General features: G+C 68.0%; 27 protein-coding genes. 21 read left to right on the forward strand and 6 right to left on the reverse strand.

The features are described from left to right. Positions 1–95 precede the first annotated feature (95 nt). Genes JZ792_RS02500 through JZ792_RS02520 form a run of 5 tightly spaced genes read left to right on the forward strand, consistent with a single transcriptional unit; the run spans position 96 to position 5,019 of the window. Positions 96–1,460, forward strand: a complete 1,365-nt coding sequence (locus tag JZ792_RS02500; RefSeq protein ID WP_216906401.1) for a cytochrome P450 — start codon at positions 96–98, stop codon at positions 1,458–1,460. After that, positions 1,457–2,551 carry an amidohydrolase family protein gene (locus tag JZ792_RS02505; protein ID WP_216906404.1) on the forward strand — a complete coding sequence of 365 codons (1,095 nt, stop codon included), beginning with the start codon at positions 1,457–1,459 and terminating at the stop codon, positions 2,549–2,551. The genes JZ792_RS02500 and JZ792_RS02505 overlap by 4 nt, the downstream gene beginning before the upstream one ends. Before the next feature lie 31 nt (positions 2,552–2,582). Then, on the forward strand, positions 2,583–3,728 hold the full coding sequence (locus tag JZ792_RS02510; RefSeq protein WP_216906406.1) for an amidohydrolase family protein: 1,146 nt from the start codon (positions 2,583–2,585) through the stop codon (positions 3,726–3,728). Further along, entirely contained in the window at positions 3,729–4,130 is a 402-nt protein-coding gene (locus JZ792_RS02515) for a Rieske (2Fe-2S) protein (protein ID WP_109524124.1), read from the forward strand. Between the two features lie 22 nt (positions 4,131–4,152). Continuing rightward, complete coding sequence (locus JZ792_RS02520) at positions 4,153–5,019, forward strand: alpha/beta fold hydrolase (RefSeq protein ID WP_216906408.1); 867 nt, start codon at positions 4,153–4,155, stop codon at positions 5,017–5,019. A 14-nt stretch (positions 5,020–5,033) separates the two neighbouring features. On the opposite strand, the gene JZ792_RS02525 is transcribed toward JZ792_RS02520, so the two are convergent. Beyond that, complete coding sequence (locus JZ792_RS02525; RefSeq protein WP_216906410.1) at positions 5,034–5,507, reverse strand: hypothetical protein; 474 nt, start codon at positions 5,505–5,507, stop codon at positions 5,034–5,036. Positions 5,508–5,548: 41 nt separating this feature from the next. On the opposite strand from JZ792_RS02525, the gene JZ792_RS02530 reads away from it, so the two are divergent. Genes JZ792_RS02530 through JZ792_RS02540 form a run of 3 tightly spaced genes read left to right on the forward strand, consistent with a single transcriptional unit; the run spans position 5,549 to position 7,286 of the window. Next, complete coding sequence (locus tag JZ792_RS02530; protein WP_216906412.1) at positions 5,549–6,847, forward strand: NADH-ubiquinone oxidoreductase-F iron-sulfur binding region domain-containing protein; 1,299 nt, start codon at positions 5,549–5,551, stop codon at positions 6,845–6,847. Further along, a complete protein-coding gene (locus JZ792_RS02535; protein WP_216906414.1) occupies positions 6,844–7,098 on the forward strand; it encodes a ferredoxin in 255 nt (84 codons plus the stop codon). The genes JZ792_RS02530 and JZ792_RS02535 overlap by 4 nt, the downstream gene beginning before the upstream one ends. Continuing rightward, a complete protein-coding gene (locus tag JZ792_RS02540) occupies positions 7,089–7,286 on the forward strand; it encodes a ferredoxin (protein ID WP_216906657.1) in 198 nt (65 codons plus the stop codon). The genes JZ792_RS02535 and JZ792_RS02540 overlap by 10 nt, the downstream gene beginning before the upstream one ends. Positions 7,287–7,298: 12 nt before the next feature. On the opposite strand, the gene JZ792_RS02545 is transcribed toward JZ792_RS02540, so the two are convergent. Next, positions 7,299–8,471: an acyl-CoA dehydrogenase family protein gene (locus JZ792_RS02545; protein WP_216906416.1), complete on the reverse strand. Its 1,173-nt coding sequence runs from the start codon at positions 8,469–8,471 to the stop codon at positions 7,299–7,301. A 124-nt stretch (positions 8,472–8,595) separates the two neighbouring features. Between JZ792_RS02545 and JZ792_RS02550 the strand changes: the two genes are divergently transcribed. Then, on the forward strand, positions 8,596–9,429 hold the full coding sequence (locus JZ792_RS02550; protein ID WP_216906418.1) for an acyl-CoA thioesterase: 834 nt from the start codon (positions 8,596–8,598) through the stop codon (positions 9,427–9,429). 64 nt (positions 9,430–9,493) lie between these two features. Further along, positions 9,494–11,095 (forward strand): FAD-dependent oxidoreductase, encoded by a 1,602-nt coding sequence (locus tag JZ792_RS02555; protein WP_216906421.1) that lies wholly within the window; start codon positions 9,494–9,496, stop codon positions 11,093–11,095. Between the two features lie 60 nt (positions 11,096–11,155). Here JZ792_RS02555 and JZ792_RS02560 read toward each other — a convergent pair whose 3' ends face one another. Beyond that, complete coding sequence (locus tag JZ792_RS02560) at positions 11,156–11,458, reverse strand: hypothetical protein (protein WP_216906424.1); 303 nt, start codon at positions 11,456–11,458, stop codon at positions 11,156–11,158. Positions 11,459–11,479: 21 nt separating this feature from the next. Beyond that, positions 11,480–12,991: a class I adenylate-forming enzyme family protein gene (locus tag JZ792_RS02565; protein ID WP_216906426.1), complete on the reverse strand. Its 1,512-nt coding sequence runs from the start codon at positions 12,989–12,991 to the stop codon at positions 11,480–11,482. 240 nt (positions 12,992–13,231) lie between these two features. Between JZ792_RS02565 and JZ792_RS02570 the strand changes: the two genes are divergently transcribed. From JZ792_RS02570 to JZ792_RS02610, 9 genes are all read left to right on the forward strand, one after another. Continuing rightward, positions 13,232–14,176: an enoyl-CoA hydratase/isomerase family protein gene (locus tag JZ792_RS02570; RefSeq protein WP_216906428.1), complete on the forward strand. Its 945-nt coding sequence runs from the start codon at positions 13,232–13,234 to the stop codon at positions 14,174–14,176. Next, the gene (locus JZ792_RS02575; protein ID WP_254189179.1) at positions 14,160–15,509 is read left to right on the forward strand and encodes a CoA transferase; all 1,350 of its coding nucleotides are present in this window, start codon (positions 14,160–14,162) and stop codon (positions 15,507–15,509) included. The genes JZ792_RS02570 and JZ792_RS02575 overlap by 17 nt, the downstream gene beginning before the upstream one ends. Then, positions 15,503–16,867 carry an amidohydrolase family protein gene (locus tag JZ792_RS02580; protein ID WP_216906430.1) on the forward strand — a complete coding sequence of 455 codons (1,365 nt, stop codon included), beginning with the start codon at positions 15,503–15,505 and terminating at the stop codon, positions 16,865–16,867. Before JZ792_RS02575 ends, JZ792_RS02580 begins: the two co-directional genes overlap by 7 nt. A 249-nt stretch (positions 16,868–17,116) precedes the next feature. Further along, positions 17,117–18,208, forward strand: coding sequence for an Rv1363c family protein (locus JZ792_RS02585; protein ID WP_216906432.1), 1,092 nt, complete (start codon positions 17,117–17,119; stop codon positions 18,206–18,208). Beyond that, positions 18,136–18,714 (forward strand): Rv1363c family protein, encoded by a 579-nt coding sequence (locus JZ792_RS02590; protein ID WP_438804288.1) that lies wholly within the window; start codon positions 18,136–18,138, stop codon positions 18,712–18,714. The genes JZ792_RS02585 and JZ792_RS02590 overlap by 73 nt, the downstream gene beginning before the upstream one ends. Positions 18,715–18,830: 116 nt before the next feature. Then, a complete protein-coding gene (locus JZ792_RS02595; protein WP_216906436.1) occupies positions 18,831–19,691 on the forward strand; it encodes an acyl-CoA thioesterase in 861 nt (286 codons plus the stop codon). Between the two features lie 145 nt (positions 19,692–19,836). Next, positions 19,837–20,493 carry a TetR/AcrR family transcriptional regulator gene (locus JZ792_RS02600; RefSeq protein WP_216906438.1) on the forward strand — a complete coding sequence of 219 codons (657 nt, stop codon included), beginning with the start codon at positions 19,837–19,839 and terminating at the stop codon, positions 20,491–20,493. Positions 20,494–20,539: 46 nt separating this feature from the next. Then, positions 20,540–21,589, forward strand: coding sequence for an NAD(P)H-dependent amine dehydrogenase family protein (locus JZ792_RS02605; protein ID WP_216906440.1), 1,050 nt, complete (start codon positions 20,540–20,542; stop codon positions 21,587–21,589). A gap of 271 nt (positions 21,590–21,860) precedes the next feature. Further along, the gene (locus JZ792_RS02610; RefSeq protein WP_216906442.1) at positions 21,861–22,334 is read left to right on the forward strand and encodes a hypothetical protein; all 474 of its coding nucleotides are present in this window, start codon (positions 21,861–21,863) and stop codon (positions 22,332–22,334) included. 36 nt (positions 22,335–22,370) lie between these two features. On the opposite strand, the gene JZ792_RS02615 is transcribed toward JZ792_RS02610, so the two are convergent. Then, entirely contained in the window at positions 22,371–22,928 is a 558-nt protein-coding gene (locus JZ792_RS02615; RefSeq protein ID WP_216906444.1) for a TetR family transcriptional regulator, read from the reverse strand. 282 nt (positions 22,929–23,210) lie between these two features. Between JZ792_RS02615 and JZ792_RS02620 the strand changes: the two genes are divergently transcribed. Continuing rightward, entirely contained in the window at positions 23,211–24,794 is a 1,584-nt protein-coding gene (locus tag JZ792_RS02620; protein ID WP_216906446.1) for an LVIVD repeat-containing protein, read from the forward strand. Then, a complete protein-coding gene (locus JZ792_RS02625) occupies positions 24,791–25,471 on the forward strand; it encodes a DUF305 domain-containing protein (protein WP_216906448.1) in 681 nt (226 codons plus the stop codon). Before JZ792_RS02620 ends, JZ792_RS02625 begins: the two co-directional genes overlap by 4 nt. Here JZ792_RS02625 and JZ792_RS02630 read toward each other — a convergent pair. Next, entirely contained in the window at positions 25,439–26,383 is a 945-nt protein-coding gene (locus JZ792_RS02630) for a LysR family transcriptional regulator (protein WP_216906450.1), read from the reverse strand. The two genes, JZ792_RS02625 and JZ792_RS02630, sit on opposite strands and share 33 nt — an antisense overlap. Positions 26,384–26,427 lie beyond the last annotated feature (44 nt).

Genomic DNA, 26,427 nt, shown 5'->3' on the forward strand with positions numbered 1-26,427 from the left:
TGCGGCGCATATCTTTAGGTGGACAACCGGATTCGAGCGGCGAGCACCTGTCATTCGCGGGGCGGCCGACACCGTGATCAAAGAGAGACAACACCGTGAGCACTGACGACGTCGCCACTGACGAAGGCCGTAAGGGCACCCAGTACCACTTCGACCGGCACACCGCCGAATACCGGCACAAATTCCAAGAGATCACCGAAGAGATGCAGGCCAAATGTCCCGTGGCCTGGACCGAAACCCACGGCGGGCACTGGGTCGCCGCCAGCGGCAACGCGGTCTTCGAACTCGCCCGCTGCCCAGCGGTTTCCAATGACCACGACCTGAACAACGAACGCCGCGGCTACAAGGGCATCTCCATCCCCTACGCCAAGCGCGTCTCGGTCGTTCGCGGCGGCATCCTCGAGATGGACGATCCCGAACACCGCATCTACCGGGCGGTCCTGAACCCCTACCTGTCCCCCGCCGCCGTCAAGCGCTGGGAACCGTTCATCGACGAGATCACGCGCGCCGCCCTGGACGAGAAGATCGAGTCCGGCAGTATCGATTTCGTCGACGACCTCGCCAATATCGTCCCGGCCGTACTGACCCTGGCCATGCTCGGCATCCCCTTGAAGCAGTGGTCGATCTACAGCGAGCCCGTGCACGCGGCGGTCTACACCCCCGAGGACTCACCCGACGTCACCCGCGTCGCGGAGATGCACCGCGCGATGGGTCTGGACCTGCTCACCAACATGCACGAGATCAAGCAGAACCCACGCCCCGGCCTGGTCAACGGCCTCGCCCAGCTCCGCATCGACGGCGAACCCGCCCCCGACCTGGAACTGCTCGGCATGCTCGGCCTGATCATCGGCGGCGGGTTCGACACCACCACCGCACTCACCGCCCACGCCCTGGAATGGCTTTCGGAGAACCCGGAACAGCGCACCACCCTCAGCGAGGAGCGCGACCACCTGCTCGACCCCGCCACCGAGGAATTCCTGCGCTTCTACACCCCCGCGCCAGGCGACGGACGCACCATCTCCGAAGACGTGACGATCGACAACACCCGGTTCAAAGAGGGTGAACGGCTGTGGCTGTCCTGGGCGATGGCCAACCGCGATCCCTCGATCTTCGAGGATCCGAACGAGATCGTCCTCGATCGAAAAGGCAACCGGCACTTCAGTTTCGGACTCGGCATCCACCGCTGCATCGGCTCGAACGTGGCGCGCACCGTCTTCAAATCCATGCTCACCGCCGTACTGGACCGCATGCCCGATTTCCGCTGCGACCCCGAGGGCGCGGTGCACTACGACACCATCGGTGTCATCCAGGGCATGCGTAAACTCCCCGCCACCTTCACCCCGGGCAAACGTCTCGGCCCCGGCCTCGAGGAGACACTCGAGACCCTGCAAGAGGCCTGCGAGAAATACGGTCTGGCCGCACCGGTCACCGAACGTCCGGAAGTCGCGCAGATTCGATGAAGTTCACCGCCGACGGGTCGAGCATCCCCGTGATCGATGCCAGTGTGCACATCTTCTTCGGTTCCAACAGGGATATGCGCGGTTTCCTGCGTGAGCCCTACAGGAGCCGTGGCATCCCCGATGCCGAGATGGACTGGTACGGCGCTCCCGGCGGCGAATACGCCGCCGGGACCAAGCCCGAGGGCCGGGGCAAATACCCTGGCTCCGATCCGGAGTTCGTCGGACGGCAACTGTTCGACGAACGCGGCGTCGACATCGCGATCCTGCATCCCATGACCCGCGGCATCCTGCCCGACCGCCATCTCACCACCGCGGTCCTGGCCGCGCACAACGAGATGATGGTGACCCGCTGGCTCGACAAGGGCGAATACTCCTCCCGGTTCCGCGGCACGATCCGCGTGAATCCGGAGGACATCCCGGGCGCGCTGCGCGAAATCCACAAGTGGGGTGACCATCCGGGCGTCGTCCAGATCGGTATCCCGCTGCAATCACGCGAGCTCTACGGCAAACCGCAGTTCTGGCCGCTGTGGGAAGCCGCGGCCGCGGCCGGACTTCCGGTGGCGGCGCACGTGGAGACCGGTGAGAGCATCGGGTTCGCGCCGACGCCTTCGGGACATCCGCGCACCTACGAGCAGTACCTGGGCTTCCAGTCGCTCAACTACATCTACCACCTGATGAATATGATCGCCGAGGGCGTTTTCGAACGGTTCCCGGCGTTGAAATTCGTGTGGGCCGACGGCGCCGCGGATATGCTGACCCCGTTCACTTGGCGTATGGACACCTTCGGTCGTCCGCATCTCGAGCAGACACCGTGGGCGCCGCGCATGCCGAGCGATTATCTGCCCGGCCACGTGTACTTCGTCCAGGGCAGCCTGGACGGTCCCGGCGATACCGAATTCGCCGGTGAATGGCTCGGATTCACGGGCAAAGAAGATATGGTGATGTTCGGGTCCAGTTATCCACACTGGCACAGCGGCGACATCGATTCGCTGCCTTCCGCACTCACCGCCGAACAGCGCGAGAAGCTCTGTTGGCGCAACGCGGCCGGACTCTACGGAATCGAAATTCCGGTTCCGTCGGGCACCCGGTAGTCGCTTTTCGGTCCCTTGCAAGGAGACGACCATGACCTTGGCCCATCAGCAAGCACGCGTACCGGCCGCCGAGCAGGTCGCCGTCCGGGTCGTCGACTCGGACGTCCATCCCGTGCCGCGGCGCGGGGAACTTCTCGAGTACATTCCCGAGCCGTATCGCACGTCGTACTTTCGTAGTCATCGCGTCGGGGACACCATCCTCTACGACGCGCCCGACTACGCCCACGCGTACGCGATGCGGGTGGACTCGTTCCCGGAGAACGGTGAATTCCCGGGCAGTGACCCGGATCTGGCGTTTCGTCAGTTGATCCTGGACGCGGGTTCGGATATCGCGATCCTGGAGCCGACCGTCAAGGCCGCGCGGCTGCCCGAGGCGACCCAGGCGTTGGCGACCGGGGTCAATCACTGGCTGGCCAACCACTGGCTCGACTCGCACAACAATTGGCACACCCGGTGGCGTGGTTCGATCTGCGCGGCGATCGACGATCCGGTCGGCGCGGTCCGCGAGATCGAGCACTGGGCGGGTCACGAGTACATGTCCCAGATCCTCATCAAGGCCGAACCCCGTCCGGCGTGGGGTGATCCGAAGTACGACCCGATCTGGGCGACGGCGACCAAGCACGACCTGGTGGTCAGCTGCCATCTGGCGCGGGGCGCGTTCGAGACGATGCCGATGACCCCGGTCGGATTCCCCAGCTACAACCACGATTTCATGGTCACCTACTCGCTGCTCGCGGCGAATCAGATCATGAGCCTGATCTTCGACGGCGTCTTCGACCGGTTCCCGACCCTGCGGATCGTGTTCGTCGAACACGCCTTCACCTGGATCCTGCCGTTGATGTGGCGGATGGACGCCATCTACGAGGCGCGTAAATCCTTCACCGGAATCCGCCGCAAGCCTTCGGAATACGTGAAGGAGCACATCAAGTTCACCACCCAGCCGCTGGACTACCCCGAGGACAAGACCGAGTTGACCCGGGCGTTCGAGTGGATGGACTGCGAGAAGATCCTGCTCTTCTCCTCCGACTACCCGCACTGGACCTTCGACGATCCCAGTTGGCTCGCGAAACATTTACCTACTTACGCGCGTGAGCGGGTGATGTTCCGCAACGGCATCGAGACCTACCACCTCCCGGAGACGGTGCCCGTGCTCCAGGGCCAGAGGCGGGTGTTCTGAGTGTCGGACACCTCTGGACCCGCCGGTGAGCGCAGGTTGGCGCAGGGGCGTGAGCACGTCGTCGCCACCGTCGACGAGATCCCGCCCGGGAAGTCGAAGGTGGTGCCGATCGGGCGGCACGGTGTCGGCGTCTACAACGTCGGCGGCACCTACTACGCGATCGCGAATTACTGTCCGCACGAAGGCGGTCCGCTGTGTTCGGGCCGGACCAGGGGGCGCACGGTCGTCGACGAGAGCGTGCCGGGTGACGCGGTCATGGTGCGGGACAAGGAATTCATCTTCTGTCCGTGGCACCAGTGGGGTTTCGAACTCGCTACCGGAACGACGGCGGTGAAGCCGGAGTGGAGTATCCGCACCTATCCGGTGCGGATCGTCGGTGACGACGTCGTCGTGACGGCATGAGTAACAGTCGAAGGAGACCGTGATGGGCTCGGTGGAGATCAACGGTGGCCGCGTCGCCTACGAGATACTGGGCGAGGCGGGCGAACTGATCGTGCTGACCCCCGGTGGGCGGTTCGGCATGGATATCCCCGGTTTGCGGCCACTCGCCCGGGCGTTGGTCGACGGCGGCTATCGGGTGCTGTTGTGGGACCGCCCGAACTGCGGTGATTCCGATGTTCAGTTCTACGGACAGAGCGAATCGCATATGCGGGCGCAGACCCTGCACGGACTACTGACCGCGCTCGATACCGGACCGTGCGTGCTCGCGGGCGGATCGGGCGGTGCGCGGGATTCGATGATCACCGCGATCCTGTATCCGGAACTGGTCGAGAGACTGGTGCTGTGGAATATCGTCGGCGGTGTGTACGGGTCGTTCAATCTCGGCTCGTACTACATCATGCCGAGTTTGCAGGCCGCGCGCGGCGGTGGTGTGGAGAGTCTGGTGCGGCTGCGCGAATGGCGTGAGCTGATCGAACGGAATCCGGCCAACAAGGAGCGATTGCTCGCGTTGGATCGGGACGAGTTCGTGAAACTGCAACTGCGCTGGCTCAACGCCTACGTCCCCAAACCCGGTCAGACCATTCCCGGCGTCGAGGACGAACTGTTCGACGGCATCACCGTGCCGACCATGATCATCCGGGGCGGGGAGAACGATCTGGACCACCCCAAACGCACCTCGCTGGAGGTGAGCTGCCTGATCCGCGGTTCGGTCCTGATCGACCCGCCGTGGCCCGAGGACGCGTGGGAACGCGCGATGGAAGATCGCGCGTCCGGAAAAGTGAACCGCTACAACCTGTTCGACACCTGGGTACTCGCCGCGCCCGCCATCCTGCGATTCCTGAGCAGCTGATGGCCGCGCGCGATTCACTTCGCGAGAACGGTGACCTCGCAGTTGAGCGAGGCCTCGAGCGCGGTGTGCAGGCGACTCTCCGGCACCCGCTCGAGATCTTCCTTCGCCACGATCACCGAGACGACGTCGAACCCGTCGGCGTCCTGGGTCCGCACGACCTCGGCGGTCAGCCCGAATCCGGCGAGGACGCCGCGGGCGTCGTCGTCGGTGCCGCGGCTGATGAAGGTCACCACACCGGCGGCTGGTTCGGTGCCGAAGGCCCGCGCGCAGAGTTCGAGCGCGGCCCGATGTGCGCCGTCGGCGTCGTCGGTGGCGACGAGCAACTGCACTTCGCGCCGATTCGTCGGCGCGGCGGACAGGTCACCGCCCAGCACCTCGCCGTCCCATGCCACGACCCCCGCACGCAACGCCGAGACCCCTTGCGCCAGTTGCTCATCGGTGAGCTCACCGGCCGGGTCGATATTGATACGCAGCACCGCCGTCCTCATGTCGGCCAGCTTAACCAGGAAATCAGCCAGAGGAGGTGACCATGCGCGATGCGTTCGAACCATCCGGTTCACTCACCGTTGCCACGGCCCCCGGCTGCCGCCCGCGTCTGTTGCGGGCCGCGCCGGGCATCGAGAGTGCGGCCGAATACCGCGAACAGGGCGGCTACCGCCCCCTGGCCTCGACCACGGATCTGCTCGCCGAGGTCGAAGGCAGCGGATTACTCGGCCGAGGCGGGGCCGGGTTCCCGCTCGCCGTCAAACTTCGCACGGTCCGCGAGGCCGGTCTGCGCGGCCGTGACACCGTCGTGGTGGCCAACGGCGAAGAGGGCGAACCGTCCTCCATCAAGGACAAATGGTTGCTGCGCCACCGCCCGCACCTGATCCTGGACGGACTGCGCCTGGCCGCGGCGGTCGTGGGAGCGCGACGGGCTTTCGTCTACGTCTCCGACCCCGAAGCGGCCGAGCGGATCGAGGCCGCCGTCGCCGAGGCCGCGTTCGATGATCTCGTCGTTCGCGTCGTCAGTGTCGCACCCGCGTACGTGGCCGGTGAGGAGACCGCGGCCGTCCAGGCCATCAACGGCGGGCCCGCGCTGCCCAAGGACAAGCCGCCACGCCCCTTCGAGCAGGGCGTCGCCGGTGTCCCGACGGTGGTGAGCAATGTCGAGACACTGTCGAACCTGCCGTTCGTCCAACGCTACGGCGGGCAGGCGTTCCGGTCCGAGGGCACGGCCACCTCGCCGGGAACCTTCCTGGCGACGCTCACCGTCGCCGGACGCGCGCCCGCGCTCTACGAACTCCCCCACGGTGTCGCGCTCACCGATCTGCTGTCCTGGGAGGGTATTTCGCCCGATGACGTGCGCGGCGCGCTCATGGGCGGCTACTTCGCGGGCATGCTCGACCGCGACGTACTCGGCGCGACGCTCGACCACGCCGCGCTGCGCGCGCTCGGCAGCGGACTCGGGTGCGGGGCGATCTCACTGATCACCTCCGAATGCCCCGTCGCGGTCGCCGCGGCGGTGATGAGCTACTTCGACCGCGAGAACGCCGGACAGTGCGGTTCCTGCTTCAACGGCACCGCCGCCATGGCCGCCGCCCTGTGCGCGCTTCGCGACGGCGTCGCGGGCACCGAGGATCTGGCCCGGCTCGAGCGCTGGTCGGTGGTGCTGCGCGGGCGTGGCGCGTGCGGCACTCTCGACGGCGCGACCAACACCGCGGCGACCCTGCTCGCCCGTTTCCCCGTCGAGGTCGTCGACCACCTCGACAATCGTTGTCCGACATGCCGATCCGGCGCCTACACCGCCGATCGACCCTTCGCAGTGGAAGCGGTGGCCCACGCATGAAGATCCGACTCGACCGCACCATGTGCGACGGCTTCGGCATCTGCGCCAAACACGCGCCGGAGTACTTCTCGCTCGACGACTGGGGCTACGCCGTCCTGGTCGGCGACGGCGTCATCCCGCCGTCGGACCGCGACGCGGTCATGCGGGCGCTGCTGGACTGCCCGGTGCACGCCATCATCGAAACCCCCGACACCGCCGCGCGTGCCGACGGTCCCTCGGCCGTCGCACAGACCACGGAGGTATCGCGATGAGGATCCACGTCGACACCGTGCTGTGCGAGAGCAACGGCATCTGCGCGGGAATCGTCCCCGAGGTGTTCGATCTCGACGACGACGATCGGCTCGAACTGCTGCGCGAGGAACTCACCCCGGATATCGAACCGCGGGTGCGCGACGCGGTAGTGCAGTGTCCGCGCAACGCCATCTCTCTCGCGCACTAGCGGATTCGGCGACTACCGGGGCAGTCCGAGCACTCGCTCGGCGATGATGTTGCGCTGGATCTCCGAGGTGCCGCCCGCGATGGTTCCGGCGAAGGTCCGCACGTAGCGGTCGAACCATCCGGCGGCCACGTCCTCGAGATTCAGGGCGCTGCGCCTGCCGGTGACGCCGGGATGGGCCAGCCCGTCCGGCCCCGCGGCGTCGAGCGCGGCTTCGGTGGCCCGCTGGGCCGCTTCCGAGCCGAGCAGTTTCAGCACCGACATACCCGCCACGTCGTCCACGCCGCGCGCGGCCTTGGCCAGCGCGCCGGAGCCGAGCAGGCGCAGCGCGTAGTTGTCCATGACCAGCGTCGCGTATTGATCGGCCTGCACGGGGCCGTCGGGCTCGAATTCGTCCACCAGATTGCCGAGCCGGTCGGCGAAGGCCAGCCACAGCAGCGTGCGTTCGTGTCCGAGTGATCCGGTCGCCACCGCCCACCCCTTGTGCAACTCGCCGACCAGGTTCTCGGCGGGCACCTCGACATCGGCGAAGAAGACCTCGTTGAAGTCGAGGTCGTCGCGGTCGCAGACCGAGGCGAAGGGTCGCCGGTGCACCCCTGGCGAATCGGTGGGGATGAGCAGGGCCGAGATGCCACGGTGTTTGACGGCGTCGGGGTCGGTGCGCACGAAGGTCAGCAGGACGTCGGCGTCGTGGGCTCCCGAGGTCCACACCTTCTGGCCGTTGACGACGAACCGGTCGCCGTCGAGTACGGCGCGGGTGCGCAGACCGGCCAGATCCGAACCCGCGCCGGGTTCGCTCATGCCGAGCGAGGCGGTCATATCGCCGCGCAGGATCGGAATCGCCCAGCGCCGTTGCTGTTCGGCGGAACCGAAGGTGATCAGCGAGGCGGCGATGATGCCGAGTCCCTGCGGGTTGAAATTCTCGTGGATGCCGCGACGCGCCAATTCCTCGCGGTGCACGTACTGCTCGATGACCCCGGCGTCGCGACCCCCGAATTCCGGCGGGTAGCCCGGCGCCAGCCAGCCGTTGTCGAATTGCAGGCGCTGCCAGCGCCGCGCCCATTCGGGGATGTGGGAGGTCGAGCGGGCCCGTTCGGTCGCTTCCGATTCGTCGGGCAGATGCTCGTCGAGGAAGGCGACGAATTCCGCGCGGAACGCCTCCACGGTCTCGTCGAAGGTCAGTTGCACGATCCAGCCTCGCTCTCGGCGCGTGAGCCCCCGCGGACCGTAACCCGGGTGCGTTGTCACCGGTCCGCTACCGTCACGGAGAATGCCCCTCTCAGTCAGAGAGAGTATCACTTACACTATTCGCATGTCCGATATGTGGAGCGACCTTCTCGCGTGCCTGGATCTGAAGGAAATCGCCGTCGACGACGACGCGACCTCGGCCGGAGCCACCGGCGCCCTGTACTACGAGGGCCCCAACCAGCAACTCGAGTACCACCGTATTTTCGGCGGTCAGATCCTGGCGCAGCTGCTGAGCGCCGCGCGTCTGGCCAGCCCCGACAAGACGGTCAAATCGCTGCACACCGTGTTCCCGCGTGAGGGCCGCGCCGATCAGCCGGTGCGCTACGAGGTGATCCGCAGGCACGAGGGCCGCTCCTTCGGCACCCTCGCCATCAACGCCACCCAGGGCACCGAGGTCGTCGCCTCGGCCGTCGCCTCGATCCACGCCCCGGAGGAAGGGATCGACCGCCAGACCGTCGACGCGGTCGGCGGCGCGGCCGAGCAGAGCACGCCTCGCGAATTCGGCCTCATCCCGTGGGAGGTCCGCGCCGACGCCGATCTCGACAGCACCGCCACCGGCCCCGCCGAATTCCAGTTCTGGATGCGCACGCCGGAGGTCGACCCCACCCTGGCCCCCGCCCTGGCCGCCTACGCCACCGACCTCACCCTGATCGGCACCGCGCTGCGCCCCGTCGATGGCATCAGCCACGTCGGCAACGGCACCCAGTTCCTGTCCGCGGTCACCTCGCACACGCTGTGGTTCCACCGCCCGCTGCGCACCGACGACTGGCTGCTGATGCGCCAGCACAGCCCGATCCTGGCCAACGGCAGGGCATTCGGCCGCGGTGACGCGCTCACCGAGGACGGCACCCTCGTGGCCTCCTTCGCCCAGGAAGCACTAGTGCGGTTCCGTTCGTGATCCGTCGGCGCACCAGCGCCCGCCACACGGACCCCGATCCGTCACCTTCGAAGGAGGCCGACCGATGACCTACGTCATCACACAGAACTGCTGCAAGGACGCCAGCTGCGTGTCGGCATGCCCGGTCGACTGCATCCGGCCGAGCGCCACCGACGGGTCGCCGGGCACCCAGATGCTGTTCATCGATCCGGAGACCTGCATCGACTGCGGCGCGTGCGCCGACGAGTGCCCGGTCGACGCGGTCTACTCCGAATTCGACCTCCCCGAGGGCATGGAGCGGTTCCTCGACATCAACGCGGAATACTTCCGGCACAACCCGCTCGAACCGGCGATGATCATGCCGATGACCCGTCCGCCCGCCGTCGACCGGGGCGCGCTGCGCGTCGCGATCGTCGGCGCGGGCCCCGCCGCCTGCTACGCGGCCGCCGAACTGCTCGGCGTCGACGGCGTGGAAGTCGAACTGTTCGAACGGCTTCCGACGCCGTTCGGGCTGATCCGGGCCGGCGTGGCGCCCGATCACCAGCGCACCAAATCGGTGGTCAAGATCTTCGAGGGCGCCTTCGGCAACGCCCGGTTCGGCTGCTATCTCAATGTCGAGATCGGGCAGGCGATCACGCACGCGGATCTGCTCGCCAACCACCACGCGGTGATCTACGCGGTAGGCGCGTCCTCCAGCCGGGACCTGGGCATCCCGGGAGACCGGCTCGCGGGCCACCACGCCGCCGCCGATTTCGTCGGCTGGTACAACGGTCATCCCGACCACGCGGCACGGGAATTCGAGCTGTCCGGGCGGCGCGCGGTCATCATCGGCAACGGCAATGTCGCCCTCGACGTCGCCAGGATGCTGCTGCTCGACACCGACGCGCTCACCGGCACCGATATCGCCGAGCACGCGCTCGCGGCCCTCGCGGGCAGCGAGATCGAGGAAGTGGTCATCCTGGGCCGTCGCGGACCGCGCGACGGCGCGTTCTCCCTCGGCGAGTTCCACGCGCTCGGACATCTGCCCGGGATCGACGTCGTCATCGACGGCGGCGACACCGAGAGCAGGCCCGACGACGACGTGGAGACCAGGCTCAAACTCGATATCGCGCGCGAGTTCGCCGAGCGCACCCCGACACCGGGCAACAAGCGCATCGTCTTCCGGTTCGACAGCTCGCCGACCGAATTCGTCGGCGAGGACGGGGTGACGGGTTTGCGCGTCGCGCGCACCGGAACCGACGAATCGACCGTCATCGAGACCTCGCTGGTGCTGCGGTCGATCGGTTACCGCGGCTCGGCGGTGACGGGTCTGCCCTACGACGAGGCGACCGGGACGGTGCCGCACGAGAACGGCAAGGTGATCGGCGCGGACGGCGCTCCGGTCCCCGGCGTGTACGTCACCGGCTGGATCAAGCGCGGGCCGCGCGGGGTCATCGGGACCAATCGCGGCTGCGCGGAGGAAACCGTCGCCCAGCTCATCGCCGATTTCGACCGGGGCGCGCTGCACCGTGAGGTCGGCGACCGCGCGGCACTGCGCGGACTGCTGGCCGAACGCGGTGTCGACGCGGTCGACTGGAAGGGCTGGCGGGCCATCGACGCCGCCGAACGCAAGCGTGGCGCCGAGGTGACCCGCCCGCGCGTGAAGTTCATCGATATCGAGGAGATGGTGACCACCGCGAGGGGGTAGCCCGAAACGACGATGGCACCGCACCCGTCACCGGGGCGGTGCCATCGTCGTATCCGGGAATCAGTCGCTGGCGGGCAGCGGCTTGGCCTCTTTGAGCGCCAGCTTGGTCGCGCCGACGCTCAGACTGCCCGCGCCCGCCTTGGTGACGAGCACCTCCGCACCGCTCTCGTCGACGTAGCGCTTGCCCATCACCGTGCCGTCGGCGAATTCGGCGTCGAGCGCCGCGTCCGCGGCCTTCTCGCCGTCGATCGCCACCATGGCGACGCCGCCCGCGCGCAGATCGTCGAGGCTGTCCGACGACTTCACGACGATGACCTCGGTATCGCAGACCTGGCTGCGTAGCCGAGAACCGTTCTTGATCATGATCATCCTTCCTGACCGGTACTACTGACCCGCGCCGCCGACAGCGGCGTCGAGGGTGAGTTCATCGATGAGTTCACGCCGCAGCACCTTGCCGGTCGGCGTCGCGGGCAGGCCGTCCCTGAACACCACCCGATCCGGGGTGCGTGAACCACGCAGTGTGCCACGCACGTAGGTGCGCAGTTCCTCCGGATCCGGATCCGCGCCCTCCTCGGGCACCACGACGGCGACGATGATCTGCCCCCATTCGGCGTCCTCGACGCCGACGACCGCCACCTCGCGCACACCGGGATGCTCCACGAGCACGTCCTCGATCTCGGCGGGCGCGATGTTCTCGCCGCCGCGAATGATCGTGTCGTCGGAACGGCCGCCGATGAACAGGTAGCCCTCGGCGTCGAGCACCGCGACATCCTTGGTCGGGAACCACCCGTTCTCGTCGAGCACCGAACCGATACCGGTGTACTTGCCCGACACCTGCTCACCGCGCACGAACAGTTCACCGGGTTCGTCCGGGCCGAGCACCGCGCCGAGTTCGTCGCGGATCTCGACCTCGATGCCCGGGACCGGGCGTCCGACCGAACCGAGTCTGCGCACCACGGCCGGATCGTCGGACGCGCGCGCCGCGCGGTGGTCGTCCGGGCCCAATACCGCGATGGTGGAACTGGTCTCGGTCAGTCCGTAGGCGTTGACGAAGCCGACCTCGGGCAGCAGTTCCAGCGCCGTGCGCACCAGCGGCAGCGGCACCTTGGATCCGCCGTAGGCCAGGTTGCGCAGCGTCGGCAGGGTGGTGCCGGCGCGCTTGATCTCGGTGATGACGCGATCGAGCATGGTCGGCACGACCGTCGCGGTGGTGACGCGTTCGTTGTTGATCAGCCGCACCCACTCGGCCGGATCGAAACTGCGCAGGTAGACCATCTTGCGGCCCGCGTACAGATTCGACAGCGCGGCGCTCACACCGGCGACGTGATACGGCGGCACACAGATCAGCGCCACGTCGTCGGGGTCCGCCGCGGCGAAATCGACCGTGCCGGTGATGTAGCTGACCAGGTTGTTGTGCGACAGTTCCACGGCCTTGGGCGCGGAGGTCGTACCCGAGGTGAACAGCACCACGGCGACGTCGTCGGGCTCGGGCATCTCCGATACCGGATCGGCCGAGGCCGCGGCGTCGAGGAAATCCTCCGAACGCAGCAGACGGCCCTCGTAGCCGCCGACGCTGTCGACGTAATCGCTGTCGCAGATCAGCAGCGGATCCTCGAGCCGATCGATCAGCTCGCGCAGTTTCACCCCGCTGAGCCGGTAGTTCAGCGGCGCGAACGAGACACCGGCGCGCGCCGACGAGAAGATCAGCAGCGGCAGCATCGCGCCGCCGGTGCCGACGTAGGCGACGGTGCGCGCGCCCGATCCCTGGATGACCCCGGCGCCGCCTTCGGTCAGCGTGTTCAAATGCCCCGCGGTCCACCGCAATTCGTCGGAGACGACCGCGACGCGGTCCGGGGCGCTCGACGCCGCCATGTCCAGCAACAACGAAATGCTCATGCAGTCGCCTCTCAGTGCGCCACCGATCGACATCGCCTCGGCATACCGCTGTCGGCATTCGGCGCGGACCGCCGGTCGATCCGCGTGATAGTGGCATTCTCCTGTTCGGAGAATAACATATGCAAACGAGCGTAACCCGTAGGCCGAAAAGTGCGGGAGCCCGGCATCGGACCAGCGCAAAGGGCGGAGGTGGCATCATGATCAGCACCACGACCGCACCAGGAAAGGCCGGAAAATACCGTGATCCGGGTGATAGAACCGAGCACCGCGCCCGATATCACCGAGGCGATGCCGTCCGGCCCGGTGATCGCCGTCGGCGTCGATCCCGCCGACCCGCAGTCATGGCTCCAGCACGCAACGTTCACGCTCACCGAGAACGAATCGAGCGATCCGCGCCTGGTCACCGTCGACTCCGTCGACAAGACGCTCGAGGAGATCGAGACCCGGTGCGCGCGGTCGCCGCTGGCCGCGACGATCTGTGACGACGTCCTGCGCGCCACCGCGGCCTGCACCGAACTGTGGCCGGGGCTCGCCCTGGAATCGCTGGCCTACTCGACATTGCAGGCCGGACCCGAATTCCGGCGCTGGCTCGACGAACGCGGGCCGAAACTCATCGCCGAGGAAACCACCGAGGCGGTGCTGTGCGCACGCGACGGCGACACCCTCGAGGTCTCGTTCAACCGTCCGCACCGGCACAACGCCTTCGACAATCGCACCAGGGCCGGTCTGCTCGACGCGCTGACGGTGGCCAGGCTGGACCCATCCGTGCGCGCGGTGCACCTGCGCGGCGCGGGACCGTCGTTCTGTAGCGGCGGCGATCTCGCGGAATTCGGCACCTTCGTCGACCCGGCGGCTTCCCACGTCGCGCGCACCAGGCACAGCCCGGCGCAGGCGATCGACGAACTGACCCGCAGGCTCGGGCGCGAGTGCCGGGCCTTCGTGCACGGCCGCGTCCTCGGCAGCGGACTGGAGATGGCCTCGTTCTTCGGCACCGTGCGCGCCCACCCCGACACGATCTTCGGCCTCCCCGAACTCGAACTCGGCCTGATCCCCGGCGCGGGCGGCACGGTGAGCGTCACCCGCAGAATCGGGCGCTGGCGCACGGCGTACCTGGTGCTCACCGGCCACACGATCACGGCGACGACGGCACTCGAGTGGGGTCTGATCGATGAGATCGGCGACTGATCCGATGGGCGGGACCGGCGGACCGACCCGGGGGCGTGCCCCCGGCGGTGCGGAGCCGAGGGCACCCCGCGGCGACTCCGAGCCGAACGACGAGATCACCGACGCGCCCTGCCCCCCGAGTGACGACACCGTCGACCCGGTGGAGGCCGCCGCACTGTGGGCGAGCAGCGGGCTCGCGTGGTTGACGGGGACAGCCGAAGGCACACCGGAGTTCTCACGCGCCCCGGTACTTGTGCGGGCGCTGGAGGTCGGACGGCGGATCACCGCGACGACCGGTGTCGCGATCGATGTACCGAATCTCCTGGCGGGCCGCGCTGCCCTGCTCGGGCTGCGACGCCGGGGCGATATGTCCGCGGGCGGGGCGACGACGCTGTCGGCCGCACTGGACGGGTGGTGCGCGCTGACCCTCTCGCGGACGGCCGATGTGGAGACCGTGCCCGCGCTGCTGGAATCCGACGCCGTCGAATCCGATCCGTGGCCCGCGATCCGGGAGTGGGCGGCGCGACGTCCGGCCGAGGAGATCACCGAGCGCGCCCGACTCCTCGGCCTGCCCGCCGCGACACTCGGTGAAACCGCCCCGGCGGCACCGCGTATCCGGCGCGTGGGCCCGCGCGGACCCGCGCGCGGTGTCGTCGGACGCCTCGTGGTCGATCTGACGTCGATGTGGGCCGGACCGCTGTGCGCCCGACTGCTCGCCGAGGCGGGCGCGACGGTGGTCAAGGTCGAGAGTCCGCGCCGCCCCGACGGCACCCGTGGCGGCGACCCGGCCTTCTTCGACTGGATGAACGGCGGAAAACTCTGCTGGGCAGCCGATCTGGACACCGACGCCGATTCGCTGCGCGATCTGCTCGCGGTCGCCGACATCGTGCTCGAGGGTTCGCGGCCCGCCGCGCTCGAACGGCGCGGCCTCGGACCGCACGACATCCCCGCGCGCCCCGGCCGGGTCTGGCTCCGGATCACCGGTCACGGGACGGAAGGCCCCGCGGCCGATCACGTGGCTTTCGGGGACGACGCCGCGGTGTCGGGCGGGTTGGTCGGCGGTGCGCCGCGGCGGCCCGTTTTCTGCGGCGACGCCATCGCCGATCCGCTCACCGGACTCGAGGCCGCCGCGGCGGTACTCGACGCGCTCGGACGCGGCGGCGGCGAACTCGTCGAACTGTCCATGGCCGCCGTCGCCGCGACCTACGCGGCACTGCCGCGCGCACCGCGCGATTCGACGTTCCCCGCACTCGCACCGGCCCGCCCGACCGATATCGGACCGCGCGCGGGCGCCGTCGGCGCGGATACCGACACCGTGCGACGGCTGGTCGCAGACAGGCTCGCGGCGTGCTGATCCAGCGCGCCACCCTTCTCGACGGCAGGCGCGTCGATCTGCGGGTCGGCGCGCGGATCGTCGCGATGGCCGAACGGTTGCAGGCGGCGCGCGGCGAAGAGGTTTTCGACGCGGCGGGCGGCGCGATCGTGCCCGGTCTGCACGACCATCACGTCCATCTCCGCTCGACCGCGGCGGCGCAGACCTCGGCGCGGGTCGGGCCGCCGTGGACGACCGATCCCGAGACTTTCGCCGTGGCGCTGCGCACCGCCACCGCCGATGTCGACGGGTGGATCCGGGCCGTGGGCTACCACGAATCCGTCGCGGGCGATATCGACCGCCGCGACCTGGACGCGATCGAATCCCGCAGGCCGATACGGGTCCAGCACCGCAGCGGCGCGTTGTGGATCGTGAACTCCCCCGGTCTTGCCGCGCTCGGGATGCCGGACCATCCGGACGGCAGGCTGTTCCGCGTCGACACCGACCCCGGGCACACCCTGCCCCCGGTCGAACATCGTCTGAACCGGCTCGGCGCGACTCTGTCGACGTGGGGCGTCACCGGCGTCACCGACGCGACTCCCGGTCAGAGCCGAGCCGATATCGACGCGCTCGCCGCCGCGCATCACAGCGGCGAACTGCCGCAACGACCGCACAGCCTGGCGGCGCTTGGCGTCACCGCCGTGCCCGGGGTGACGATCGGTCCGGTCAAGATCATCCTCGACGACGAGACCCTCGATCTCGACGATCTCACCGACCGGGCCGCGCGCTGTCATCGCGCCGATCGCGGTATCGCCGTGCACTGCGTGACCGAAAGCCAACTGGCGGTGACCGTCGCGGCGCTGCAGGCGGCGGGCCACGACCCGCGTGACCGCATCGAACACGGCGCGCTGATCCACGACGACTACCTCGACGTGCTCGCCGCACTGGGTGTGACGGTGGTGACCCAGCCGAATTTCGTGGCCGAGCGCGGCGACGCCTATCTGCGCGACATTCCCGTGCGGGACCATCCGATGCTGTGGCGGGTCGCCTCGTTGCTCGACCGGGGCGTCCGGCTGGCGCTGTCCACCGATATGCCGTTCGGGGACGGCGATCCGTGGGCCGCCATGCGCGCCGCCGTGCACCGCAGGACCGTCGACGGCGAGATTCTCGGTCCCTCCGAACGGATTTCGGCCGAGCGGGCGCTGGCACTCTTCTGCGGATCCGCGCAGCGCCCGGACCTGGCGCGGCGCGTGGACGTGGGGCAGCCGGGTGATCTGTGTGTGCTCACGGCGGCGCCCGAGCAGGCGCTGGCCGAACTCGCCTCGGACATGGTCGCGCTGACCGTCGTCGGCGGGCACGCGACCTACCGCTTGGACGCGGCGAACACCGACGCGCGGTGACAGCTCGAGCGACCGCGACCGCCGTCAGGACCTTTGACCGGAATGATGTTCGCGAAAATGAGGAATGACATTTCCGCATGTCAGAATACAAATCACCAGAGTTCCGTATGGAAATTTATGACCTGATTCACAACGGAGTGGTAACGTCATTCTCGTCAAAGTTGACACGACGGACCGATCGGTAGCCCGCACGGGCGCACGCCCGCAGCCCGGGAATTCGCGATCCGTCACGATGTCGAGGGACCGACGATGCAACCACTCACCGACCATGCTCTCGACCCACCCGGCGTGCGTGGCGCCGAATCCGACGAGACCACGGCGACCGCCGAAGCCGATTCGCGCACACTGCTTCTGGCACTGGAAGAGGCCGAGGCAGAAGCCGAGGCGGCCGAAGCCGCCGCCGAGGCGGCCCGCGCTCGAGCCCACGCCGCGCGATTACGTCGACACGCGGCGAGCGTCACCTCCGCGCCGAAGGGCCGACGCGAAGCGGATACCGGGAACGGTCGAACGAAGTCCGTCGCGGCGGAAGCGACGACGACGGACGACGTCGCCGAACCGGCGCCGACGGATCGAGCCGACAGCGCCGAAATCGCGAGCCTCGAATCCGAAGCGGCGAGCGAACTCTCGTCGGACACGCCTCCCGGCGACGCGGTCACCGACTCCGAGACCGGCACGGAAGACGCCGACACCGCCGCACGGTCGGATATCCCCACCGCGACCACCGAGACTGCCGCCGGGACGGATTCGGTCGGCATCACGCTCGAGAAGACGACCGCCGTCCCGTCCGACGACATCGCGCTCGCCGACCCGGAGACCGCCACCGCGGCACCGTTGCCGACCGATAGCCGAGACACGACATTCCGCCGCCGCATCGCCGTGGTGACGGCGGCCGTGGCACTCGTCGTCGTCGCCCTCGCCGCCAGCGGATTCTTCGTGTGGAATCACCACACGGCGTCCGAGGAACATCGCCGGACCGCGGAATTCAGCGCGGCGGCACGTCAGGGTGTCGTCGCACTGACCACTCTGGATTTCAATCGTGCCGCCGAGGACGTGCAGCGCGTGCTCGATAATTCCACCGGTTCCTTCCGTGAGGACTTCAGCAGTCGCGCAGACGATTTCACCAATGTCATCCGACAGTCACAGGTGGCTACCGAGGGGACGGTCAACGGTGTCGCGGTCGAGTCCATGACCGACGACACCGCAGTGGTACTGGTCGCGGCGACCTCGCGGGTGACCAATTCCGCGGGCGCCGAGCAGGAGCCTCGCGCATGGCGACTCAGCGTCACAGTGACGCGAGTGGACGGTCAGATCAAGATGTCGAAAGTCGAGTTCGTACCGTGATCGCACGTATAGTCGGCCGGCTCCGCGCCGAGCCCTGGATGGTCCTGCTCGCGCTCGCGGTCCTCGTTTCGGTGGCCACCGCGACCACCCTGGCGGTACGGCAGTACCAGCCGGACCGCGAGACCGGCGAGGACGCCGCGCGATCGGCCGTCGCCGCCGCCTCCGAAGGCACCGTCGCCCTGTTGTCGTACGGGCCGAACACCCTCGACCGCGATTTCGCGTCGGCGAAGGGCCATCTCACCGGCGACTTCCTGACCTACTATTCGCAGTTCACCCAGCAGATCGTCGCGCCCGCGGCGAAACAGAAAGCGGTCGAGACCACCGCCGCCGTGGTGCGCGCCGCGGTCTCGGACCTGAAGCCGGACTCGGCGGTGGTGCTGGTCTTCATCAATCAGACGACCACGAGTGCGGACAAACCCGATCCGGCCATGGCCGCGAGCAGTGTGCGGGTATCGCTGACCAAGGTCGACGACGACTGGCGGATCTCGTCCTTCGATCCGGTGTAGCGGTTACCGCGTTCTCGCTCCTGAACCACATGTTCTACCGGGACGCGCGTGATAGGCGACTGCCCCCACTGGAAGAACTCAGTTCTCGGATAGGCAAGGCTGTCCTACACTGAGTCATGCCCGATATGTGGAGCGACCTGCTGACCTGCTTCGATCTCCGTCTCCGACCGACGACCCCGTCGGCGCAGGACGGCGGTCGGCCGGACCCGCCCCCGGCCCGGCGCAGCACCCTGACCGTCTTCGAGGCGCCCTGTCAGCAGATCGAGCATCACCGACTGTTCGGCGGACAGTTGCTCGGACAGTTCGTCCGTGCCGCGACCCGCGCGTGCCCGTCGAAGGTCGTGAAATCCCTGCACGTGCTGTTCGCCAACGAGGGCAAGAGCGACTCCCCCGTCTACTACATCGTGCAGCGCCAGCAGGAGGGCAGGACATACGCCTCGCTGACGATCACCGCGCGACAGAAACGCGACGTCATCGCCACCGCCATGGTGTCGATGCATGTCGGCGAAGAGGGTCGCGAACATCAGACCGTCGACGGCATCCCCGCCCTGCCCGGCCCCGAGCACCGTCGCGATATCGCGCTCATGCCGTGGGAGACGCGGGCGACGAGCGATCTCGATTCCCCCGAGGTCGGCCCGCCCGATTACGAACTCTGGATGCGGACACCGGGCGTCGAGGACGATCTGAATCCGGCGATCCTGGCCTATGCGACCGACCTCAGTCCGATCGGCACGGCTCTGCGCCCGCTCGACGGAATCGGTCAGGCGGGGAACGGCACCGACTTCACCTCGGCGACCATCACGCATTCGGTGTGGTTCCACCGCGAGGTACGCGTCGACGATTGGCTGCTCCTGCGGCACCACAGCCCGCTGGTCGCGCACGGCCGCTGCTTCGGCCGGGGCGACATCCTGACCGAGGACGGCATCCTGGTCGCGTCGTTCGCGCAAGAGGGCTTGCTCCGTTTCCGGCCCTCGTGACGAGCGAGAAGAGAACACAATTCTCGATTTTGTAAGGCTAAATCTCAAAAACCTCGAAACGCCTGCAATGAGCGCAACAATCTTGGCACGTTCTCCGGTACAGTGCAATCATGTTCTCTCAGCATGACAGCGGGTCGGTAGCCCGGTGACCAGCGCCAGTGAAGAGCCGGCGTGGAAGCAGCGCGCCGTCGAGCGGTCCATCCGGACCGCGAAACTCCGTGCCGAACAGCGCGTACAGCGCTTCCTCGACGCGGCGCAGGCGATCATCACCGAGAAGGGCACGACGGATTTCACCGTCCAAGAGGTCGTCGACCGCTCCAAGCAGTCGCTGCGCAGCTTCTACCTGCAATTCGACGGTAAACACGAACTTCTGCTCGCGCTGTTCGAAGACGCGCTGAGCCGCGCCGCCGAGCAGATCCGCGCTGCCGCCACGGGCCAGAACGACCCCTATGACCGCCTCGAGATCGCCGTCCGCCTGCTGTTCGAGCTGTGTCGCCCCGATCCCACCGCGCAGCGCCCGCTGTTCACCGATTTCGCGCCGCAGCTGCTGGTCACCCATCCCGCGCAGGTCAAGATCGCGCACGCGCCGTTGCTCGCACTGCTGGCAGAACTGCTCTCCGAAGCGGATTCCGACGGCAAGCTGCGTTCGAACGTCAACGCCCGCCGGATGGCCGCCATGGTGATGCAGACCGTCATGTTCACCGCCCAATCCACCGGCGCGGAGGACGAGGAGACGCTCAATCCGATTACCGCGGACGAGGTCTGGAACTTCTGCGCGCTCGGCTTCGCGGGCAAGCTCTGAGGAGAATTTCATTCTCACTCCGTGAGAATGGCCCTACACTCGGGGCATGACCCGAACGACGGCCGCTCCGTACCGCGTAATCCAGTGGGCCACCGGCAATATCGGCGCGCGCTCGTTACGCGCGGTGCTCGAGCATCCGCATCTGGACCTGGTCGGCGTCTATGTGCACGGCGCGAAGAAAGTCGGCGTCGACGCGGGCACCCTGTGCGGTCTGGAGCGTGAGACCGGCGTCCTCGCGACCGGCGACATGGACGAGATCCTCGCCCTGGACGCCGATTGCGTGCTGTATATGCCCCGCGCGTTCGATGCCGAGCAGGTGTGCCGATTGCTCACCTCCGGCTTCAATATCGTCACCACCCGGGGCGAGTTCCACCATCCGCCCAGCATGGACCGGGAGTTGTGCGCGCAGGTCGAATCCGCGTGCTGGCTCGGCAATTCCTCGATCCACAGCACCGGAAGCAGCCCCGGATTCATCACCGAGGCCGTCCCGATCGCGCTCACCTCGATCCAGCGCCGCCTCGAACGCCTGACCATTCGGGAATTCGCCGATCTGTCCCGTCGCGATTCACCGGGAATCCTGTTCGACGTCATGGGTTTCGGCGCACCGCCCACGGCGTTCGACCAGCATCGACTCGACCATCTGCGGGCGAATTTCGAGCCGTCGCTGCGACTGCTCGCCGACGCGCTGCATCTGCCGCTCGACACCGTCGACGTGGCGGGCGAGGTGGCGACCGCCAGGCATCGCACCCGCATCGCCGCGGGCACCCTGGCGCCGGGGAGTGTGGCGGCCCAACGCATCACGATCACCGGTCACCGGGACGGCACACCGCTGATCGAGTTCTGTGCCATGTGGTACTGCACGACCGATCTCGAACCGGAATGGTCCGTGCGACCCACCGGCTGGCACATCGACGTCGACGGTGACGCCCCGCTCGACGTCGACCTGCGCTTTCCCGTTTCCCTGGACATGATGAGCGCCGTCTCCCCCGGCTACACCGCCAACCGCGCGGTGAACGCGGTGCCGTACCTGTGCGCGGCGCCGCCCGGAATCCGGACCAGCGTCGACCTGCCGCAGTTCACCCCGATACTCCACTGACCCGGTCCGCCGAGACCCCGGTCGAGCGGTTTCCCACGGTCGCGGTACGGCTTCTCGTCGGTGACCGACCGTGAACGGGCAGCTAACCGGAAAACAATATCCGGATCGCGTTCGTGTCTGTTCGACGCCCCCGTGCCCGAATCTTCGTGTCTAGTTCCCGCTAGCTGCATATTCAATTTTGAGAATGTTGTTTACGTCACTCAAGAAGCTGATTACCATCAACGGGGTAAGGACTCTCACAGTCGACATCCACCTAACGAGGCGAGCAATCGTGCCCGACCAAGCAGATACCAGCAGATTCCCAGCACTCCCGGCGCGATCGGAGGCGCCGGAGCGGACCTCGCACGCCCAGCGCAACCCGTGGCCGCAGGCCGCCGCACCACAGAAACCCGAGACCGAGGCCGATTCGGTCATCATCAGCGTCAGCGATGTGCTCGACTATTTCGAGAAGTGCCCGAGCTGCGGGTACCACGCGCAGGCCACGGCGACCACCCGTCGTTTCGACAACGGTCGCATCGAGACCACGGTCCACCCCACCTGCGGCCTGCCCTGCGGATGGCACGGCACCGTCCAGGTGACCTCCCGATCCGGGGCCCGGACCGAGACCAGGCCCGTCGCGGCGACGGATCCGGCCACCAGGCGCGAAGCACCGGCTCGGCCGGGCAAACCCGAACCGGGTATCCGCCACCGCCCGCTCCGTCGCCCCGGACTTGCCACGGCGCGACCGCGCACCCCTATTTCCTGAATTCGCGGGCGGGGTAGGCCGGACCGGACACTCGACTCATCTGGTCAGTCCGCGTTCCAGCAGACCCCACGCCTGCCGGGCTACTTCCCGTTTGGCCTGCACGTCGGCCTTCGTCAGTATCCCCGCCAGCATCGCCACCGCGAGAACCACTTCCGAGGCGGTGACGTCCGCGCGGATCGTTCCCCGCTGCGCCGGATCGGCCAATTTGTGCGCGACCAGTTCGATCAACCTGCCCGAGACTTCGAGCAATCGCGGATCGTCGGTTCCCGTCGGATCGAACATCGAGATGAACGCGGCCGACAGGGTGAGCTGATCGACGATGACCGCCAGCACGTCGTCGACGGTGCTGTCGGGATCGGCGGCCAGTTCCTCTACTTCGAGGATGTTCTCCTCGAAAACCGCGAGCGCCAAACTCTCCCGCGTCGGAAAGTGCCGATACAGCACGCCCTGACCGACGCCCGCCGCCCGCGCGATCGAGCTGAGCGCCGCCTCGAAGCCGTTCTCCGCGAATATTTCTCGTGCCGCCCGAATGAGTGCCGCGCGATTGCTCGCCGCGGCCTTCGGCCCCCTGTTGGCACGGCCTGCCGATGTCATCGCGCCAACGTACCGCACCGGATCGATTCGCTCGAACCTCGGTGCCCGCCGCGCGGAGGCCGGGATTCGTGATGTGATCCGTAACATCATTGACTCCGAACGTAACCGGTAGCACACTTACCGACACTCCTACCGGATAGTTAAGTCCGGTTAGTGGATCGCTGTCGCACCCTCGACAGACTCCGCACCACGGCGTCTCCGGCCCACATCAGGGAATCGGGGACATCGCGGCCGCACCGCGTGCCATCCGGACGAAAGGCGCCCTCACCGCCGAGGGACACTATGAGATCACAGCATTGGCTCCGTGCTCGACGGATTTCGGTGATCGCGGCAGCCGCCGCGTTGCTGCTTCCGACCGGAATCCTCTCCGCGCAACCGGAATCCGGTTCACCGGGCCGAGTCACCGAGATCGGTGGTCTCAGCACCGTCGCCGTGGGCCGCGCCGCGTGCGGGGCGGGTTCGGACCCCGCCTCCGGTCCCGAGACCGGCTTGCAGGGCGATGTTCCCGCCGCCGACCGGGACAGCAAGCGCAGTGCCGCGGGCTACAGCTGCAATATCACCAGACTCGGCGGCTACCCGGGTGTCGGCGGCGGTATCACCTCGACCACCTTCGACCATTGCGCCTATGTCGGCACCTTCTTCCCCGGTAATCTGCTCGGCCGCGAGCAGGGCGTGCAGGTACTCGACGTCTCGAATCCGTCGACGCCCGTCCTCACCGCCACGTTGACCGAACCCGCCATGCTCGCGGGCACCTGGGAAAGCCTGAAGGTCAACCACGAACGCAAACTTCTCGTCGGCACCGGGGCTCCCGTGCTCACCGGCGCGGGACTGCTCTCGGTCTACGACATCTCCGACTGCGCGCACCCGCGTCTGCTCAATCCCGGCCCGGGCACCGATCTCGGTATGCCACTGCCCATTACGGCGCACGAAGGCGGCTTCTCCCCCGACGGCAAGACCTATTGGGCCTCGGGCGTCGCCCCCGGGCTCGTCAGCGCCGTCGATCTCAGCGACCCCGCCGCGCCCCGGGTCATCTGGCAGAGCCTGCCCGGACTGTCGATGCACGGTCTCGGATTCAGCGCCGACGGCAACACCCTGTACCTGGCCAACAACTTCGGCGGCATGATGGTCCTCGATGTCTCGGCCGTGCAGCGGCGCGACCGCGACCCCCAGGTCCGCGAACTCTCGCACACCACGTGGACCGACGGCTGGGCGACACAGCACCATGTTCCCGTCACCTACGACGGCACGCCCTACGTGTTCTCCGTGCAGGAGGCCGGATCCGGCGGCGTCAAGATCTTCGACGCGCGCGACGGCAGCCGTCCGCAACTGGTGAATTCCATCAAGCTGGAAATCGATCTGCCGGACAACCAGGACGTGGCCATGGCCTCGGCGGCGGGCGGTTCGCTGTTCGCCTACGACGCGCACTACTGCGCCGCCGACCGGCCCGCGAATCCCACCGCGCTCGCCTGCGGATGGCTGTCGTCGGGAATTCGCGTGTTCGACGTCCGCGATCCGCGCTCGGTGCGCGAGATCGCCTACTACAACCCGCCCGCACGCACCGGCGACAACACCGAACTCACCAATTCGCCGCATGCGCTCGCCTCGATCATCGGACCGCCGGTCCTGGCCGCGCCGACGGTGATCCAGACGATCCTGCAGGGGCAGTTCGACCTGTCGCAGGCGATCGGCAGCCGGTCCGGCATGGTCGCGTTCGGGGATCTGTCCACCGACTGGTGCTTCTCGCCGCCCGAATGGCGTGGCAACCAGTTGTGGACGACGTGCGCCGACAACGGATTCCTCACCCTGCAATTGTCGCCCTCGGTCTACACGCCGCCCGCCGACCAGAAATCCACCGTCGGCTCATGACCCGAGCCGACTGGGTCAAAGGCGCCGCGCTCACCAGTTTCGCGGTGTTGCTGCTGGTCGTGGGCGCGGCGCTGGGACCGCTCGTGCTGTCCGACGACACCGCCGCACCACCGGTGATGAGCGATACCGAGATCGGCTTCACCCAGGACATGGTGGCCCACCACAATCAGGCGCTGTCGATGACCCAGCGCCTGGACCGCGCGGCGGACCCGACGGTCAGGGCGCTGGCCCAGCAATTGGCCGACACCCAGCGTCTCGAACTGGGCATGATGCTCGGCTGGCTGCGCATGGCCCGTGTCGTCACCACCAACCCGCACCCGATGGCGTGGATGCACGACGACACCGGGCCCGACAAGTCCGCACACCCGGGGCACGCGCACGGCGGCGCGGCCACGAGCGCGGCGGCCCAGACCCCGGCGCCGACGACCATGCCGGGGATGGCGACACAGGAGGAACTCGACGCCCTGTCCGCCGCGCGCGGCGCCGACGCCGAGATCCTGTTCCTGCGCCTGATGCAACGCCACCACTACGGCGGCATCCAGATGGCGCAGGCCGCCGAGCGACAACTGTCGAGCGGAATCGTCAAACAGGCGGCCCGCGACATGCTCGACACCCAGAGTCGCGAGTCCGGGTTGCTCGGACTGCTACTGGACCAGCGGACCGCGGCCACTCCCTGATACCCGCCCACGCGGCACCTGCTCGAGCGTCAGTTCCGCGAGCACAGCCCGGATCGCCGGACTGGCATCGGCGCTGTGCCGCCAGGCCGCGTGCACGTCGCGGGTCGGTTGCCGTCGCAGCGGACGGGCGACGAGTCCGTCTCCCAGCGGCGGCCGTGCCAGGCGCGGGATCAGGGCGATGACCGCGCCGGAGTCGACCAGCGACAGTTGGGTGGCGAAATCGTCGACCAGGTGGCGCACATCGGGTTCGGCGCGGGCGTCGGCGAACAATCGGCGGAACCACTGGTGGCACACCGTGCCCGGCGGACTCGTCACCCAGGCGTGGCCCGCGAGGTCGTCCGCGGTCAGTGGCCGGTCGATCTCGGCCAGCGGATGCGCGCGTTCCATGACGACGTCGCCGATATCGGTGTGCATGTGACGCTGGGTCAACGACGGCGGCAACGGCGCGGGCAGTCCGTCGGCGTCGTGGACGAGCGCCAGGTCCGCGGTACCCGTGTCGACGCTGTGCACGGCCCGGTCCGGATCCTGTTCGGTGATGAGCACGCGCAGATCCGGGCACCGCGTCGACAGGCGCGCCACGGCGGGCGCGAGCAGCCCTCTGATCGCGGTCGAGAACGCGGCGACGCGCAGTGTTCCGCGCGGCGCGCCTTCCGAAACCGATTGGGCCGCTTCGGCGCATCGTTCCAGAGCCTGGAACACCTCGGGCGCGGAGTCGACCACGGCCTGCCCGGCCGGGGTCAGCACGACCCCGCGCCCGGCCTGCGCCAGCACGGGCACACCGATCTGCCGTTCCAGCCGCTTGATCTGCTGCGAGACCGCCGAGGCCGTGAACCCGAGTTCCTCGGCCGCACGCGCCAACGTCCCCGACGCGGCCACGGCCCGCAACGCTCGCAGCGCGCCGACATCGATCATGAAGCAAGGCTACGCAATATCGACAAGAAAGCATCGCTGGACCG

Origin of the sequence: Nocardia noduli, assembly GCF_019038455.1 — a bacterium.
GTDB classification, from domain to species: domain Bacteria; phylum Actinomycetota; class Actinomycetes; order Mycobacteriales; family Mycobacteriaceae; genus Nocardia; species Nocardia noduli.